This is a genomic window from Pseudomonas sp. NPDC090201, from assembly GCF_044746825.1.
Lineage (GTDB): Bacteria > Pseudomonadota > Gammaproteobacteria > Pseudomonadales > Pseudomonadaceae > Aquipseudomonas > Aquipseudomonas putida_AD.
The window spans coordinates 1-14,158 of sequence record NZ_JBIVCX010000002.1; the positions used below are offsets into that span (position 1 = coordinate 1).

Sequence of the window (14,158 nt, forward strand, 5' to 3'; positions counted from 1 at the left end):
CGCCTAATTCCGCGACCCAGTGGGCTCGGGCCGCCATGATCAACTTGCCGGCACGATCATCGTCAATGCCGTCGATGTCGAGCAGATCGTCAATAGACTGCTCGGCCAGGTCTTCGCGGGTAAAAACGCCGCGCACCGCCAGTTCCATCGCCAGATCCTTGTCCATACCCTCAAGCGAGAGCAGGTCTTCGGCCGGATGGGCGTCTGCCAGCTTTTCCTCTGTAGCGATGGCTTTGGTCAACAGGCGATCCTTGGCACGAGCGCGGAGCTCGTTGACGAAGTCTTCGTCAAAGCCGTCGATGTTGAGCATCTCTTCCAACGGTACGTAGGAAATCTCTTCCAGGCTGGTGAAGCCTTCGTCTACCAGCACCTGAGCCAGCTCTTCGTCGACTTCCAGCTCGTCGATGAAGTTGCGCAGGATGTCACCGGTTTCCGCTTGCTGCTTGGCCTGGATGTCCGACTCAGTCATCACGTTCAGGGTCCAGCCAGTCAACTGACTTGCCAGGCGAACGTTCTGACCGCCGCGACCAATCGCCTGGGCCAGGTTGTCTGCACCTACCGCGATGTCCATGGCGTGAGCGTCTTCATCGACGATGATCGCTGCGACTTCCGCAGGCGACATGGCGTTGATGACGAACTGCGCCGGGTTGTCATCCCACAGCACGATATCCACACGTTCGCCGCCCAACTCGCCGGAGACTGCCTGGACGCGCGAACCGCGCATACCGATGCAGGCACCCTGAGGGTCGATGCGCTTGTCCTTGGAGCGAACTGCAATCTTTGCACGCGAACCAGGATCACGAGAGGCGGCCATCACCTCGATGAGACCTTCAGCAATTTCCGGAACTTCAATCCGGAACAGCTCGATCAGCATCTCAGGCGCAGTACGCGACAGGATCAGCTGAGGACCGCGGTTTTCGGTGCGGATTTCTTTGAGCAGTGCTCGAACGCGGACACCGACGCGGAAAGTCTCCCGCGAAATGATGTCTTCACGCGCCAGCAGCGCCTCGGCATTGTTACCCAGGTCCACGATGACATTGTCACGCGTCACTTTCTTAACAGTACCGGAAATGATTTCGCCCAGACGCTCACGATAAGCATCGACGACTTGAGCACGCTCGGCTTCGCGAACTTTCTGCACAATGACTTGCTTGGCAGTCTGGGCAGCGATACGACCAAACTCGATGGACTCGATCTTCTCTTCCACGACGTCGCCAACAACGGCGCCCGGATGAGTCTGGGCTACCTTGCTCGGCCAGGTTTCGATGGCAGGATCGTCAAGATCGTCTTCTTCGACGACCGTCCAGCGACGGAAAGTCTCATAGGCACCGGTGTGGCGGTTGATTTCCACACGCAGGTCAACTTCGTCTTCGAAACGCTTTTTGGTGGCCGTGGCCAAAGCAATTTCAAGCGCTTCAAAAATTACACCGGCCGGTACGCCTTTTTCATTCGATACCGACTCAACAACCAGCAGTACTTCTTTGCTCATCGTACGCCTCGCCTTTCGCAAGCCATTGGATCCGCGGGATCCGCGTCTCAGTCAAACGTGGGAATAATGTTGGCTTTGTCGATCAGATCGATCGGCAACAGGTATTCATGGGCATCCACTTGCACCACGACATCCTGCTCCTCCACCCCGCGGAGAAGGCCTTGAAAGTTGCGACGACCCTCGAAGGGCGAACGCAGCTTTATCTTCACTTGTTCCCCGGCAAAGGCTGCAAACTGCTCGATCGTGAACAGCGGGCGTTCCATGCCAGGAGAAGAAACTTCGAGCGTATATTCGGAGCTGATCGGATCTTCTACGTCCAGAACACCGCTGATCTGACGGCTGACGATGGCACAATCGTCCACCAGCACGCCGCCCTCTTTATCGATATAAACGCGCAACATTGAGTGACGACCCTGGGCCGAAAACTCGATACCCCAGCATTCATAGCCAAGGGCCACGACCACCGGGGCCAACAAGGCCTGCAACTGTTCTAGCTTGCTCGACACCTGAACCCCCTCGTGCATGCTGTGCAATAAAAAATGGGCAAAGCGCCCATCATGAAAAACGCCGTCGAAAAACGGCGTAATAGAGTGTCCAGCTAACAAAAAGCCCCTGAAAAGGGGCTCCGCTAAAACTGGTTGCGGGGGCTGGATTTGAACCAACGACCTTCGGGTTATGAGCCCGACGAGCTACCAGACTGCTCCACCCCGCGACAAAGCTGGGGCGGAAGTATACGACCGAACCCGCTCGGGGTCAATCTGACACATCCACCTACAAGAAAGCCCGCTATTGCGGGCTCACTTGTTAATTGGTACCGAGAAGGGGACTCGAACCCCTACACCCTATGGGCACAACCACCTCAAGGTTGCGTGTCTACCAATTCCACCACCTCGGCATTAACTCTTTTTGCAGCCCCAATATATCAGCTGCGAATCCCGTGTTACTTCTGTTCTGGAGCGGCAGGAACGTCAGCTGGAGCAGCGGCTGGTTTCTGTTGCCCTTCCAGGACCGGAACATCATCTGCTGCCGGCTTTTGTTTCACTTCAAGTACCGCTGGATCTGGCAAACCTACTTGAGTCAGCTGGTGAGCTTTCTCTTTAGCAAAGTAACCTAACCCCAAGCTGGTTATGAAAAAACATGCAGCTAGTATAGCAGTAAACTTACTAAGAAAGGTAGAGGAACCTTGGCTTCCGAAGACAGTATTTGATGCACCTGCTCCGAACGACGCGCCAGCGTCCGCACCTTTACCCTGCTGCAGCAATACCAGAGCAACAACGCCCAGCGCACCCAGCAGATGAAGAACGACTACGACTGTTTCCAGCATTTTTCAGTTTCCCGCGGCGCGAATGATCGCACCGAACTCATCTGCATTCAGGGAAGCTCCACCAATGAGCCCCCCATCGATATCCGGCATGCTGAACAGCTCAGCCGCATTGGCCGCCTTCACGCTGCCGCCATATAGAAGCCGCACACCTTGCGCGACTTCAGAATTCTCTTTCGCCAACTGCGCACGAATCGCTGCGTGCACTTCCTGCGCCTGTTCCGGCGAGGCTGTCAGCCCGGTGCCAATGGCCCAGACCGGCTCGTAGGCAACTACCGCATTCACGAAAGCTTCGATGCCGAGCTCTTCGATGATGCTGTCGAGCTGTTGCCCGACAACTTCAAGCGTCTTGCCAGCTTCGCGCTCTTCGAGCGTCTCGCCGATGCAGAGCACCGGCACCAGGCCGCTTGCCTGGGCTGCCGCGAACTTGCGGTTCAGGACCCCGTTACCTTCGCCCATGATCTGGCGACGTTCCGAGTGACCTACAAGCACCAGCTTGCAACCTGCATCAGCCAGCTGAGTCGGCGACACTTCGCCAGTCAGCGCACCCTGCCCTGCTTCGTGTGCGCAGTTCTGCGCACCCACAGAGATCGGTTGCTCTTCAAGGCACTCAACAACGAAGCTGAGGTGCAGACTCGAAGGAAACACTGCAACGTCGACACCGTCGGGAATAGCCATGTTGGCCAACCCCTCGACCAGCTCAGCGACGCTGGCGCAGGTACCGTGCATCTTCCAGTTACCAGCTACCATAGGGCGACGCATGCTGTACCTCGTCGGTCAAAGTGGGCGCAGATGTTACCCAACAGTTTCAACACTGGCAAGCCGAAATCAGGCACAAACTTCAGCAACCAGTTTTGCCAGTTCATCGGCGTAGCCGGCGACCTGTGTTTCGTCCTCGCCTTCGACCATCACACGCACCAGAGGCTCTGTCCCGGACTTACGCAACAGCACGCGGCCACGACCGCCCATGGCCGCGGTGACACGGTCACAGGCTTCCTTGACGGCCGGGTGCTGCACAGGGTCCACGCTGCCGCCTTCGAAGCGGACGTTGACCAGTACCTGCGGGCATTTCTTCAGGCCCTGACGCGACTCGGCCAGGCTTTGACCGGTGCGCTTGAGCGCCAGCAATACCTGCAGCGCGGCGATGATCGCATCACCGGTGGTGGTGTGCTGGAAGCACACGACATGGCCGGAGTTCTCGCCACCGACCTGCCAGTTGCGCTCCAGCAGCTCGGCGATCACATAGCGGTCGCCGACGTTGGCGCGCACGAACGGAATGTTCAGGTCCGCCAGCGCCAGCTCCAGCCCCAGGTTGCTCATCAGGGTGCCGACGACGCCACCCTGCAAGCGGCCGCGCTCATGCAGATCACGGGCAATGACATAGAGCAGTTCGTCACCATCGACGATCGCGCCGGTGTGATCGACCATCAACACCCGGTCGCCGTCGCCGTCGAAGCCAATCCCAAGGTCCGCTTTCTCGGCAACGACGGCCGCCTGCAGGGCGCCCATGTGCGTCGAGCCGCAGTCATCGTTGATGTTCAGGCCATTGGGCGCAGCCGACAGCACGGTGACCTGGGCGCCGAGTTCACGGAAGACGTTCGGGGCCACTTTGTAGGTGGCGCCATGGGCGCAGTCGATCACCAGCTTGAGGCCGGCAAAGTTGGTGCTGGTCGGCACGCTGCTCTTGCAGAATTCGATGTAGCGGCCTGCGGCGTCGTTGATCCGCGATACTTTGCCCAGGTGCTCGGACTCCACGACGGTCATCGGCGCGTCGAGCAATTCTTCGATCATCATTTCCACTTCGTCAGGCAGCTTGGTGCCCTGGCCCGAGAAGAACTTGATGCCGTTGTCGTGATGAGGGTTGTGCGATGCGCTGATGACGATCCCCGCCTGGGCGTGGAACGTGCGGGTCAGGTAGGCGATGGCAGGCGTCGGCATCGGGCCGAGCAGCATCACGTCGGCGCCAGCGGCAGACAGGCCGGCCTCAAGCGCGGATTCGAACATGTAGCCGGAAATCCGCGTGTCTTTGCCCACCAGGATCTTGCACGCACCCATCTTGCGGAAGGCCATGCCGGCCGCCCAGCCCAGCTTGAGCATGAAATCGGGAGTGATCGGGAATTGGCCTACACGACCGCGAATGCCGTCTGTTCCGAAATATTTTCTAGTACTCATGGGTGCTCCAGATTTCTTATTTTGCCGATTCAACAGCAGCAATCATGCGCACGACATCGACGGTTTGCGCCACGTCATGCACACGTAAAATTTTCGCGCCCTTGGCCATGGCCATGCCCGCCAGGGCGAGCGCACCGTAAAGACGCTGATCCACAGGCTTGTCCAGCACCTTGCCGATCATGCTCTTGCGCGATACGCCCACCAGCAAAGGCCGCCCCAGTGCGTGCAGGGCCTCCATGTGCTTGAACAGGCTCAGGTTGTGGTCCAGCGTCTTGGCGAAGCCGAAGCCGGGATCGAGGATGATCTTCTCGGCCGCGATCCCCGCCGCGATACAGGCGTCCAGACGCTCACGCAGGAACGAGGCGACCTCGCCCGTCACGTCATCGTAATGAGGCGCGTCCTGCATGTCGGTCGGCTCGCCACGCATGTGCATCAGGCACACCGGGAGACCGGTGGCCACAGCCGCATCGAGGGCCCCGTCACGACGCAGCGAACGCACGTCGTTGATGAGACCGGCACCCAGGCGGGCCGTTTCGCGCATCACAGCTGGCGTCGAGGTATCCACCGAGATGACCACATCGAGTTCGCGATTGATCGCTTCGACGATGGGCGCAACACGCTCCATTTCCTCGACAGGCGATACCGCACGGGCGCCAGGACGGGTGGACTCACCACCGACGTCGATCAGGGTCGCCCCTGCCGCAACCATCTCTTCGGCGTGACGCAACGCAAGATCGCGCTGGGCGAAACGCCCGCCATCGGAGAACGAATCCGGGGTGATGTTGAGGATTCCCATGACGTGGGTCCGGGACAAATCAAGAACCCGGTTGCCGCAAGGCAACCGGGTCGGGTACAGCGCAGAAGTCATGTCAGGCCTTAGTGTTCAGCAGCTGGACCGCCAATCGGTGTTTCCGGACGCGGGCCGGCAGGAGCAGTCGGCGTACCGGAGTTACCCGTACCACCGGTCCAGTCCCGCGGTTCGCGAGGCGTGCGGCCAGCCATGATGTCGTCGATCTGCTCGGCATCGATGGTTTCATACTTCATCAGCGCGTCAGCCATTGCATCCAGCTTGTCGCGGTTGTCGGTAAGAATCTGCTTCGCGGTGCCGTAGCACTGGTCGATGATGCTGCGCACTTCCAGATCGATCATCTTCGCGGTTTCACCCGAAAGACTGGAGCTCTGACCGCCGCCGCCACGTCCCAGGTAACCGCCGTCTTCGTCCTCGGAGTACATCAGCGGGCCCATCTTCTCGGACAGGCCCCACTTGGTGACCATGTTCCGGGCAATCTGGCTGGCACGCATGATGTCGTTGGACGCACCGGTGGTCACACCGTCGAAGCCCAGGGTCATCTCTTCAGCGATACGGCCGCCGTACAGAGAGCAGATCTGGCTGATCAATGCGCGCTTGGACAGGCTGTAGCGATCTTCTTCGGGCAGGAACATCGTCACGCCCAACGCACGACCGCGAGGAATGATCGACACCTTGTAGACCGGATCATGCTCAGGCACGACGCGACCGACGATGGCGTGACCGGCTTCGTGGTACGCCGTGTTCTGTTTCTCTTTCTCGGACATGACCATGGATTTGCGCTCGGCGCCCATCATGATCTTGTCCTTGGCCAGTTCGAATTCCTTCATCTCGACAATGCGCTTGCCCACACGAGCAGCGAACAGCGAGGCTTCGTTGACCAGGTTGGCCAGGTCCGCACCGGAGAAGCCCGGAGTACCGCGAGCGATGACGGCAGGTTGCACATCGTCACCCATTGGCACTTTGCGCATGTGCACCTTGAGGATCTGTTCGCGACCACGGATGTCCGGCAGGCCGACCACCACCTGGCGGTCGAAACGACCAGGACGCAGCAGCGCAGGGTCTAGTACGTCAGGACGGTTGGTAGCGGCAATCACGATGATGCCGTCGTTCATTTCAAAGCCGTCCATCTCGACCAGCAACTGGTTGAGAGTCTGCTCGCGCTCGTCGTGACCGCCGCCCATCCCGGCGCCACGATGGCGACCCACGGCATCGATTTCGTCGATGAAGATGATGCAAGGTGCGTGTTTCTTGGCCTGTTCGAACATGTCACGGACACGGCTTGCACCGACACCCACGAACATTTCAACGAAGTCAGAACCGGAAATGGTGAAGAACGGCACCTTCGCCTCGCCGGCGATGGCCTTGGCAAGGAGGGTCTTACCGGTACCCGGAGGACCGACCATCAGCACGCCGCGAGGAATGCGGCCGCCCAGACGCTGGAATTTGCCCGGATCGCGCAGGAACTCGACCAGTTCGCCGACTTCTTCCTTGGCTTCGTCGCAACCTGCGACGTCGGCCAGGGTGGTCTTGACCTGATCTTCGGACAGCAGGCGCGCCTTGCTCTTGCCGAAACTCATCGGCCCGCCCTTGCCTCCGGCGCCACCTTGCATCTGGCGCATGAAGAACATGAACACGGCAATGATGACCAGGATCGGGAAGCTGGCGACCAGCAATTGCGTCCAGATGCTCTGCTGCTCTGGCTGCTTGCCTTCGACCACGACGTTGTTGTCGACCAGGTCACCGATCAGGCCGTTGTCCGGAATGTTCGGACGAATGGTCTTGAAGGTGTCGCCGTCGCTGCGCTTGCCTGTAATGACGAATCCGTCGACGGCAACTTTCTCGACCTTGCCATCCTTCACTTGCTGGATGAACTCGGAGTAGTTGAGGGTCTGCGGCTCGTTCGGGCTGGAGAAGTTGTTCATCACGGTCACCAGGACCGCAGCGATGATCAACCACAGGATCAAATTCTTTGCCATATCGTTCAATTAGCTACCCTCTGAAGCGAGCTCCACGCTGGAGCGCGCCTCGCATGATATTCACCGGCCTAACTTACTACAGATCCTACAGGTGTGGCAGGCGGCGTCTGTAACCCTTTGTGAAACATTGACTACAAGATGTTCGTTACGCTTGGTAAATAAAGCCATTTGAAAAAAGCTATTGCCCTTGCTCAAAGTCGGCCGGTGCCTCATAACCGCCCTTGAAACCGCGCCCCAGCAGGTACTGCTCGCGGGAACGGTCGCGGGACGACGTCGGCTTGCGCATCTGCACCTTGTCGAACATTTTGCGCACTTCCTTGTGGTAGACATCGAAGCCTTCACCCTGGAAGACCTTGATGAGAAAATCACCACCCGGACGCAGAACCCGACCTGCAAGGTCAAGCGCCAGCTCACAAAGGAACATGGCGCGTGGCATATCCACGGCGCTCAATCCACTCATATTGGGGGCCATATCGGAAATCACAAGGTCTACTTGCGTATTACCGATAGCCGCGAGGATCTGGCGGAACACTTCATCCTCGGTGAAATCCCCCTGAATGAAGGTCACATCAGGGATGCTGTCCATCTCAAGGATGTCGGATGCGATCAGCCGGCCTTGCCCACCAATCAGACGACTGGTCACCTGGGACCAGCCTCCGGGCGCCGCGCCGAGGTCGACCACGGTCATGCCGGGACGGATCAGCCGGTCCTTTTCCTGGATCTCAAGAAGCTTGTAGCTCGCACGCGAGCGGTAGCCGTCCTTCTGCGCCTGTTTGACGAAAGGATCGTTGAAATGTTCTCTCAGCCAGTTATGGCTGCTTTTGGAACGCTGCGCCACTGGGCACCTCGATGATAAGCGTCGTGATTAATTGGGCGGAGCCACGGGCCGTCGGGTAAAATGGCCACCAATTTTACAGAATCAGACGATAAGGGTCAGATTATGCCGCTCAATAACGAGCAGAAGAAACAGTACAAGTCCATTGGACATGATTTGAAGCCGGTCCTGATGGTTGCAGGCAACGGCCTGAGCGAAGGCGTGCTGGGCGAACTTGAACGCGCCCTGGTCGATCATGAACTCATCAAGGTCCAGATCAAGCTCGAAGATCGCGACGAGCGTCGTGCCGTGATCGAAGAGCTGTGCAAGCAGGGCCGTGCGGAACTGGTTCAGACCATCGGCAAGATGGCGCTGATCTACCGCAAGAACCCTCAGCCGAACAAGCAACTGTCCAACATTCACCGCTACAAGTAACGGTGATTCCGGTCAGCGGCGCGACCTGCGCGCCCTGACCGAAACCGGACACGTCCGGCAAGACCTGCCAATACCGACACATCTGCCCGCGAAACAGGCCACCGCCAGGCGACCTGCACGCAGGCATCGATCAGATGTGCTTGACCTCGACGATCTCGTACTCGATCACACCGCTCGGGGTCTTGATCGCCACGACATCACCTTCTTCCTTGCCAATGATCGCCCGGGCGATCGGCGCGCCGACCGAAATCTTGCCCAGTTTGATGTTGGCTTCGTCTTCACCCACGATCTGGTAAGTCACCTGCTCGTCAGTCTCGACGTTGGCCAGATCCACGGTGGTACCGAAGATCACCTTGCCGGTGTGGGCGATGGTGGTGACGTCAATCACCACCGAGTTCTGCAGACGACCTTCGATGTCGCGGACACGCGCCTCGACCATGCCCTGCTCTTCGCGGGCAGCATGGTACTCGGCGTTTTCCTTGAGGTCGCCCAGCTCGCGGGCTTCACCGATTGCCTGGCTCAAGCGCGGGCGCTCAACCTTGGACAGATGATGAAGCTCCTCTTCCAGGGCGCGAGCGCCCTGAACGGTCATCGGGTATTTGGTAATGCTCATGCGTTGAGTCCTGCATGCAGATCCTGCAGGCGACGAACGGTCTTTTCCGGACCGAATTTCAGCGCCTCGCAGATGGCTTCACCAGCCGCAATGGTGGTCGTGCAGTAGATCTTGTGCTGCAGCGCATTGCGACGAATCGAGTAGGAGTCAGCGATCGACTGACGACCTTCGGTGGTGTTGATGATCAGCGACACTTCGTCGTTCTTGATCATGTCGACCACGTGCGGACGACCCTCGGTCACCTTGTTGACGCGACGGACTTTAAGGCCGGCCGCTTCAATGACGCGGGCGGTGCCGGCGGTGGCAACCACTTCGAAGCCCAGACCGATCAGGTCGCGGGCAACGCCGGCTACCAGAGGCTTGTCGTCGTCACGCACGCTGATGAACGCAGTGCCGCCGGTAGGCAGTACTTCGCTGGCGCCCATCTGTGCCTTGGCGAACGCTTCGCCGAAGGTGTCACCGACACCCATGACTTCACCGGTGGACTTCATCTCCGGGCCCAGGATCGGGTCAACGCCAGGGAATTTGGCGAACGGGAAGACCGCCTCTTTCACGCTGTAGAAGTTAGGGATGATTTCCTTGGTGAAGCCCAGTTCTTTCAGGGTCTTACCGGCCATGACGCGCGCGGCGATCATCGCCAGCGAGGTGCCGATGCACTTGGACACGAAAGGCACGGTACGCGAGGCGCGCGGGTTGACTTCGATCACGTAGATCTTGTCGCCCTGCAGGGCCAACTGAACGTTCATCAGACCGACCACGCCCAGTTCCAGGGCCATCTTGCGCACCTGGTCACGGACGTCGTCCTGAACGTGGGCCGGCAGCGAGTACGGAGGCAGCGAGCACGCGGAGTCACCGGAGTGAACGCCCGCCTGTTCGATGTGCTGCATGATCGCGCCGATGACTACGTCAGTGCCGTCGCAGACCGCATCCACGTCCATTTCGATGGCGCAGTTGAGGAAGTGGTCCAGCAGCACCGGGCTATCGTTGGAGACTTGTACCGCTTCACGCAGGTAGCGCTTGAGCTCGTCCAGTTCGTAGACGATCTCCATCGCACGGCCGCCCAGTACGTAGGACGGGCGCACCACCAGCGGGTAACCGATGGAACCGGCAGCGCGAATCGCTTCGTCTTCGCTGCGCACGGTGGCGTTTGGCGGCTGCAGCAGGTTCAGGCGCTGAACCATCTGCTGGAAGCGCTCGCGGTCTTCGGCGCGGTCGATGGCGTCTGGGCTGGTGCCGATGATTGGCACGCCGGCTTCTTCCAGCGCACGGGCCAGCTTCAGAGGGGTCTGGCCGCCGTACTGGACGATCACGCCTTTTGGCTTCTCGACGCGGCAGACTTCCAGCACGTCTTCCAGGGTCAGCGGCTCGAAGTACAGACGGTCGGAGGTGTCGTAGTCGGTGGACACGGTTTCCGGGTTGCAGTTGACCATGATGGTCTCGTAACCGTCTTCACGCAGCGCCAGGGCGGCGTGTACGCAGCAGTAGTCGAACTCGATACCCTGGCCGATACGGTTAGGACCGCCGCCCAGGATCATGATCTTGTCGCGAGTCGACGGATTGGCTTCGCACTCTTCCTCGTACGTGGAGTACAGGTAGGCAGTGTCGGTGGCGAATTCGGCGGCGCAGGTATCAACGCGCTTGTAGACCGGCAGCACTTCGAGCTTGTGGCGATGACGGCGCAGGTTCTTGTCGGTGATGCCCAACAGCTTGGCCAGACGCTGGTCGGAGAAGCCCTTGCGCTTGAGGCGCAGCATCAGGTCCTTGTCGATGGCCGACAGGGCCAGGGTCTTGACCTTCTCTTCGTCTTTGATGAGGTCTTCGATCTGCACCAGGAACCAGTGGTCGATGCCGGTCAGGGCGAAGATTTCATCGCAGGTCATGCCGGCGCGCATGGCATCGGCGACGTACCAGATACGCTCGGCACCCGGAACGGTCAGCTCGCGCTTGAGAATGCTGCTGGCGTCGGCGCTGGTCAGGTCCACTTTAGGGTCCAGACCGCAGACGCCCACTTCCAGGCCGCGCAGGGCTTTCTGCAGGGATTCCTGGAAGGTACGGCCGATGGCCATGACTTCACCCACGGATTTCATCTGGGTGGTCAGGCGGGCGTCGGCTTTCGGGAATTTTTCGAAGGCGAAGCGCGGCAGCTTGGTCACGACGTAGTCGATCGACGGCTCGAAAGACGCCGGAGTGCGGCCGCCAGTGATGTCGTTCTGCAGTTCGTCCAGGGTGTAGCCGACAGCCAGCTTGGCCGCGATCTTGGCGATCGGGAAACCGGTAGCCTTGGAGGCCAGTGCCGAGGAACGCGATACGCGCGGGTTCATCTCGATCACGACCATGCGGCCGGTGTCCGGGCAGATGCCGAACTGTACGTTGGAACCGCCGGTTTCAACGCCGATCTCGCGCAGCACCGCCAGGGAGGCGTTGCGCATGATCTGGTATTCCTTGTCGGTCAGGGTCTGCGCAGGCGCGACGGTGATCGAGTCACCGGTGTGCACGCCCATCGGGTCGAAGTTCTCGATGGAGCAGACGATGATGCAGTTGTCCTTTTTGTCGCGGACAACTTCCATTTCGTATTATTACCAGCCGATCAGCGATTCGTCGATCAGCAGTTCCTTGGTCGGGGACAGGTCCAGACCACGGGCGCAGATTTCTTCGAATTCTTCACGGTTGTAGGCGATACCGCCACCGGTGCCGCCCATGGTGAAGGACGGACGAATGATGCACGGGAAGCCCAGCTTTTCGAGGACCGCGTTGGCCTCGTCCATGGTGTGGGCGATACCCGAGCGCGGGCATTCCAGGCCGATGGCTTTCATGGCCTTGTCGAAGCGCGAACGGTCTTCGGCCTTGTCGATGGTGTCAGCGTTGGCACCGATCATTTCTACGCCGAACTTCTCCAGAACGCCTTCGCGCTCCAGGTCCAGGGCGCAGTTCAGTGCGGTCTGGCCACCCATGGTCGGCAGCAGGGCGTCCGGACGCTCTTTCTCGATGATCTTGGCGACGGTCGCCCACTTGATCGGCTCGATGTAGGTGGCGTCGGCCATGGCCGGGTCGGTCATGATGGTCGCCGGGTTGGAGTTGACCAGAATGACGCGGTAACCCTCTTCGCGCAGGGCCTTGCAGGCCTGGGCGCCGGAGTAGTCGAATTCACAGGCCTGGCCGATCACGATCGGGCCAGCGCCAAGAATCAGGATGCTTTTAATGTCTGTACGTTTTGGCATGGGTTGTCACTCGAATCCTGTGTCAGTCGGCTGAGCCGTCTTGAACATTCTCTGAGGTGCCGGGCGCAGTCGGACGTGGGTCCGGCGCCGCAGCACCTGCTCGCTACAGTCGCAAGTCAGCCGCTTAGCGGCGCTTGGCCATGGCTGTGATGAAGCGATCGAACAGCGGCGCGACGTCGTTCGGGCCCGGGCTCGCTTCAGGGTGACCCTGGAAGCTGAACGCGTCCTTGTCGGTGCGCTCGATGCCCTGCAGGGTACCGTCGAACAGCGACTTGTGGATGGCGCGCACATTGCCCGGCAGAGTGGCTTCGTCCACCGCAAAACCGTGGTTCTGGCTGGTGATCATGACCACGCCGGTGTCCAGATCCTGGACCGGGTGGTTGGCGCCGTGGTGGCCGTGGCCCATTTTGACGGTCTTGGCACCGGAGGCCAGGGCCAGCAACTGGTGGCCCAGGCAGATGCCGAACACCGGAATCTGGGTCTCAAGGACTTCCTTGATGGCCTGGATAGCGTAGTCGCACGGCTCGGGGTCGCCAGGGCCGTTGGACAGGAACACGCCGTCCGGGTTGAGCGCCAGTACTTCGCTGGCTGGCGTCTGGGCCGGCACCACGGTCACGCGGCAGCCGCGCTCGACCAGCATGCGCAGGATGTTGGTCTTGACGCCGTAGTCGTAGGCAACCACGTTGTACGGCAGGTCAGCGGCAGCGATTTCAGGATGGCTGTCGGTTTTCAGGCTCCAGACGCTGGAGCGCCACTCGTAGCTTTCCTTGGTGCTGACGACTTTCGCCAGGTCCATGCCCTTCAGGCCCGGGAAGCCGCGGGCTGCTGCGATGGCGGCCTCTTCGGAAATGTTGTCACCGGCCATGATGCAGCCGTTCTGTGCGCCTTTCTCACGCAGGATGCGGGTCAGGCGGCGGGTGTCGATGCCGGCGATGGCGACGACATTGTTGGCTTTCAGATAGTCAGCCAGGGACATCTTGTTACGCCAGTTGCTCGCTACCAGTGGCAGGTCACGAATCACCAGGCCCGCGGACCAGACGCGATCGGATTCGGCATCTTCCGGCGTGGTGCCGGTGTTGCCGATGTGCGGGTAAGTCAGGGTGACGATTTGCTGGGCATAGGAAGGATCGGTAAGGATTTCCTGATAGCCGGTCATTGCGGTGTTGAACACCACCTCACCAACGGTCTGACCGTCGGCTCCAATGGCTTCGCCGCGAAAAATGCTGCCATCAGCAAGGGCGAGTATGGCTGGCTTAGTCAAGAAGACCTCCCGTAATAAAGCCTGAAAGGGCGATCGCAGGTTGTAAAA

Annotated in this window: 11 protein-coding genes, 2 tRNA genes and 1 pseudogene; 1 reads left to right on the forward strand and 13 read right to left on the reverse strand. The window is 59.8% G+C overall.

The features are described 5' to 3' along the window. The 10 genes from nusA to rlmE all read right to left on the reverse strand — a co-directional run. Positions 1 to 1,489 (reverse strand): transcription termination factor NusA (nusA, locus tag ACIPOO_RS06270; RefSeq protein WP_400605229.1); only part of this gene is annotated, 1,489 nt, incomplete at its 3' end. Positions 1,490 to 1,536: 47 nt separating this feature from the next. Beyond that, a complete protein-coding gene (gene rimP, locus ACIPOO_RS06275) occupies positions 1,537 to 1,995 on the reverse strand; it encodes a ribosome maturation factor RimP (protein ID WP_274135940.1) in 459 nt (152 codons plus the stop codon). A 129-nt stretch (positions 1,996 to 2,124) separates the two neighbouring features. Next, positions 2,125 to 2,201: transfer RNA gene (locus ACIPOO_RS06280), tRNA-Met, on the reverse strand. Positions 2,202 to 2,298: 97 nt separating this feature from the next. Further along, a tRNA-Leu gene (locus tag ACIPOO_RS06285) sits at positions 2,299 to 2,384 on the reverse strand. A 45-nt stretch (positions 2,385 to 2,429) separates the two neighbouring features. Further along, a complete protein-coding gene (gene secG / locus ACIPOO_RS06290; RefSeq protein ID WP_274135919.1) occupies positions 2,430 to 2,813 on the reverse strand; it encodes a preprotein translocase subunit SecG in 384 nt (127 codons plus the stop codon). A gap of 3 nt (positions 2,814 to 2,816) precedes the next feature. Beyond that, entirely contained in the window at positions 2,817 to 3,572 is a 756-nt protein-coding gene (gene tpiA / locus ACIPOO_RS06295; RefSeq protein ID WP_274135921.1) for a triose-phosphate isomerase, read from the reverse strand. 66 nt (positions 3,573 to 3,638) lie between these two features. After that, positions 3,639 to 4,982: a phosphoglucosamine mutase gene (gene glmM / locus ACIPOO_RS06300; protein ID WP_274135922.1), complete on the reverse strand. Its 1,344-nt coding sequence runs from the start codon at positions 4,980 to 4,982 to the stop codon at positions 3,639 to 3,641. A gap of 16 nt (positions 4,983 to 4,998) precedes the next feature. Next, complete coding sequence (gene folP, locus ACIPOO_RS06305; protein ID WP_400605232.1) at positions 4,999 to 5,850, reverse strand: dihydropteroate synthase; 852 nt, start codon at positions 5,848 to 5,850, stop codon at positions 4,999 to 5,001. Positions 5,851 to 5,858: 8 nt separating this feature from the next. Beyond that, positions 5,859 to 7,769, reverse strand: coding sequence for an ATP-dependent zinc metalloprotease FtsH (gene ftsH / locus ACIPOO_RS06310; RefSeq protein ID WP_274135924.1), 1,911 nt, complete (start codon positions 7,767 to 7,769; stop codon positions 5,859 to 5,861). Between the two features lie 178 nt (positions 7,770 to 7,947). Further along, positions 7,948 to 8,607, reverse strand: coding sequence for a 23S rRNA (uridine(2552)-2'-O)-methyltransferase RlmE (gene rlmE, locus ACIPOO_RS06315; protein ID WP_274135925.1), 660 nt, complete (start codon positions 8,605 to 8,607; stop codon positions 7,948 to 7,950). A 102-nt stretch (positions 8,608 to 8,709) separates the two neighbouring features. On the opposite strand from rlmE, the gene yhbY reads away from it, so the two are divergent. Then, entirely contained in the window at positions 8,710 to 9,018 is a 309-nt protein-coding gene (yhbY, locus tag ACIPOO_RS06320) for a ribosome assembly RNA-binding protein YhbY (protein ID WP_274135926.1), read from the forward strand. 130 nt (positions 9,019 to 9,148) lie between these two features. Here yhbY and greA read toward each other — a convergent pair whose 3' ends face one another. From greA to carA, 3 genes and pseudogenes are all read right to left on the reverse strand, one after another. Next, positions 9,149 to 9,625, reverse strand: a complete 477-nt coding sequence (greA, locus tag ACIPOO_RS06325) for a transcription elongation factor GreA (RefSeq protein WP_274135942.1) — start codon at positions 9,623 to 9,625, stop codon at positions 9,149 to 9,151. A 2-nt stretch (positions 9,626 to 9,627) separates the two neighbouring features. Then, positions 9,628 to 12,849, reverse strand: a pseudogene (gene carB, locus ACIPOO_RS06330) (carbamoyl-phosphate synthase large subunit). Positions 12,850 to 12,973: 124 nt separating this feature from the next. Beyond that, positions 12,974 to 14,110 carry a glutamine-hydrolyzing carbamoyl-phosphate synthase small subunit gene (gene carA / locus ACIPOO_RS06335; RefSeq protein ID WP_400605235.1) on the reverse strand — a complete coding sequence of 379 codons (1,137 nt, stop codon included), beginning with the start codon at positions 14,108 to 14,110 and terminating at the stop codon, positions 12,974 to 12,976. Positions 14,111 to 14,158: the final 48 nt, after the last annotated feature.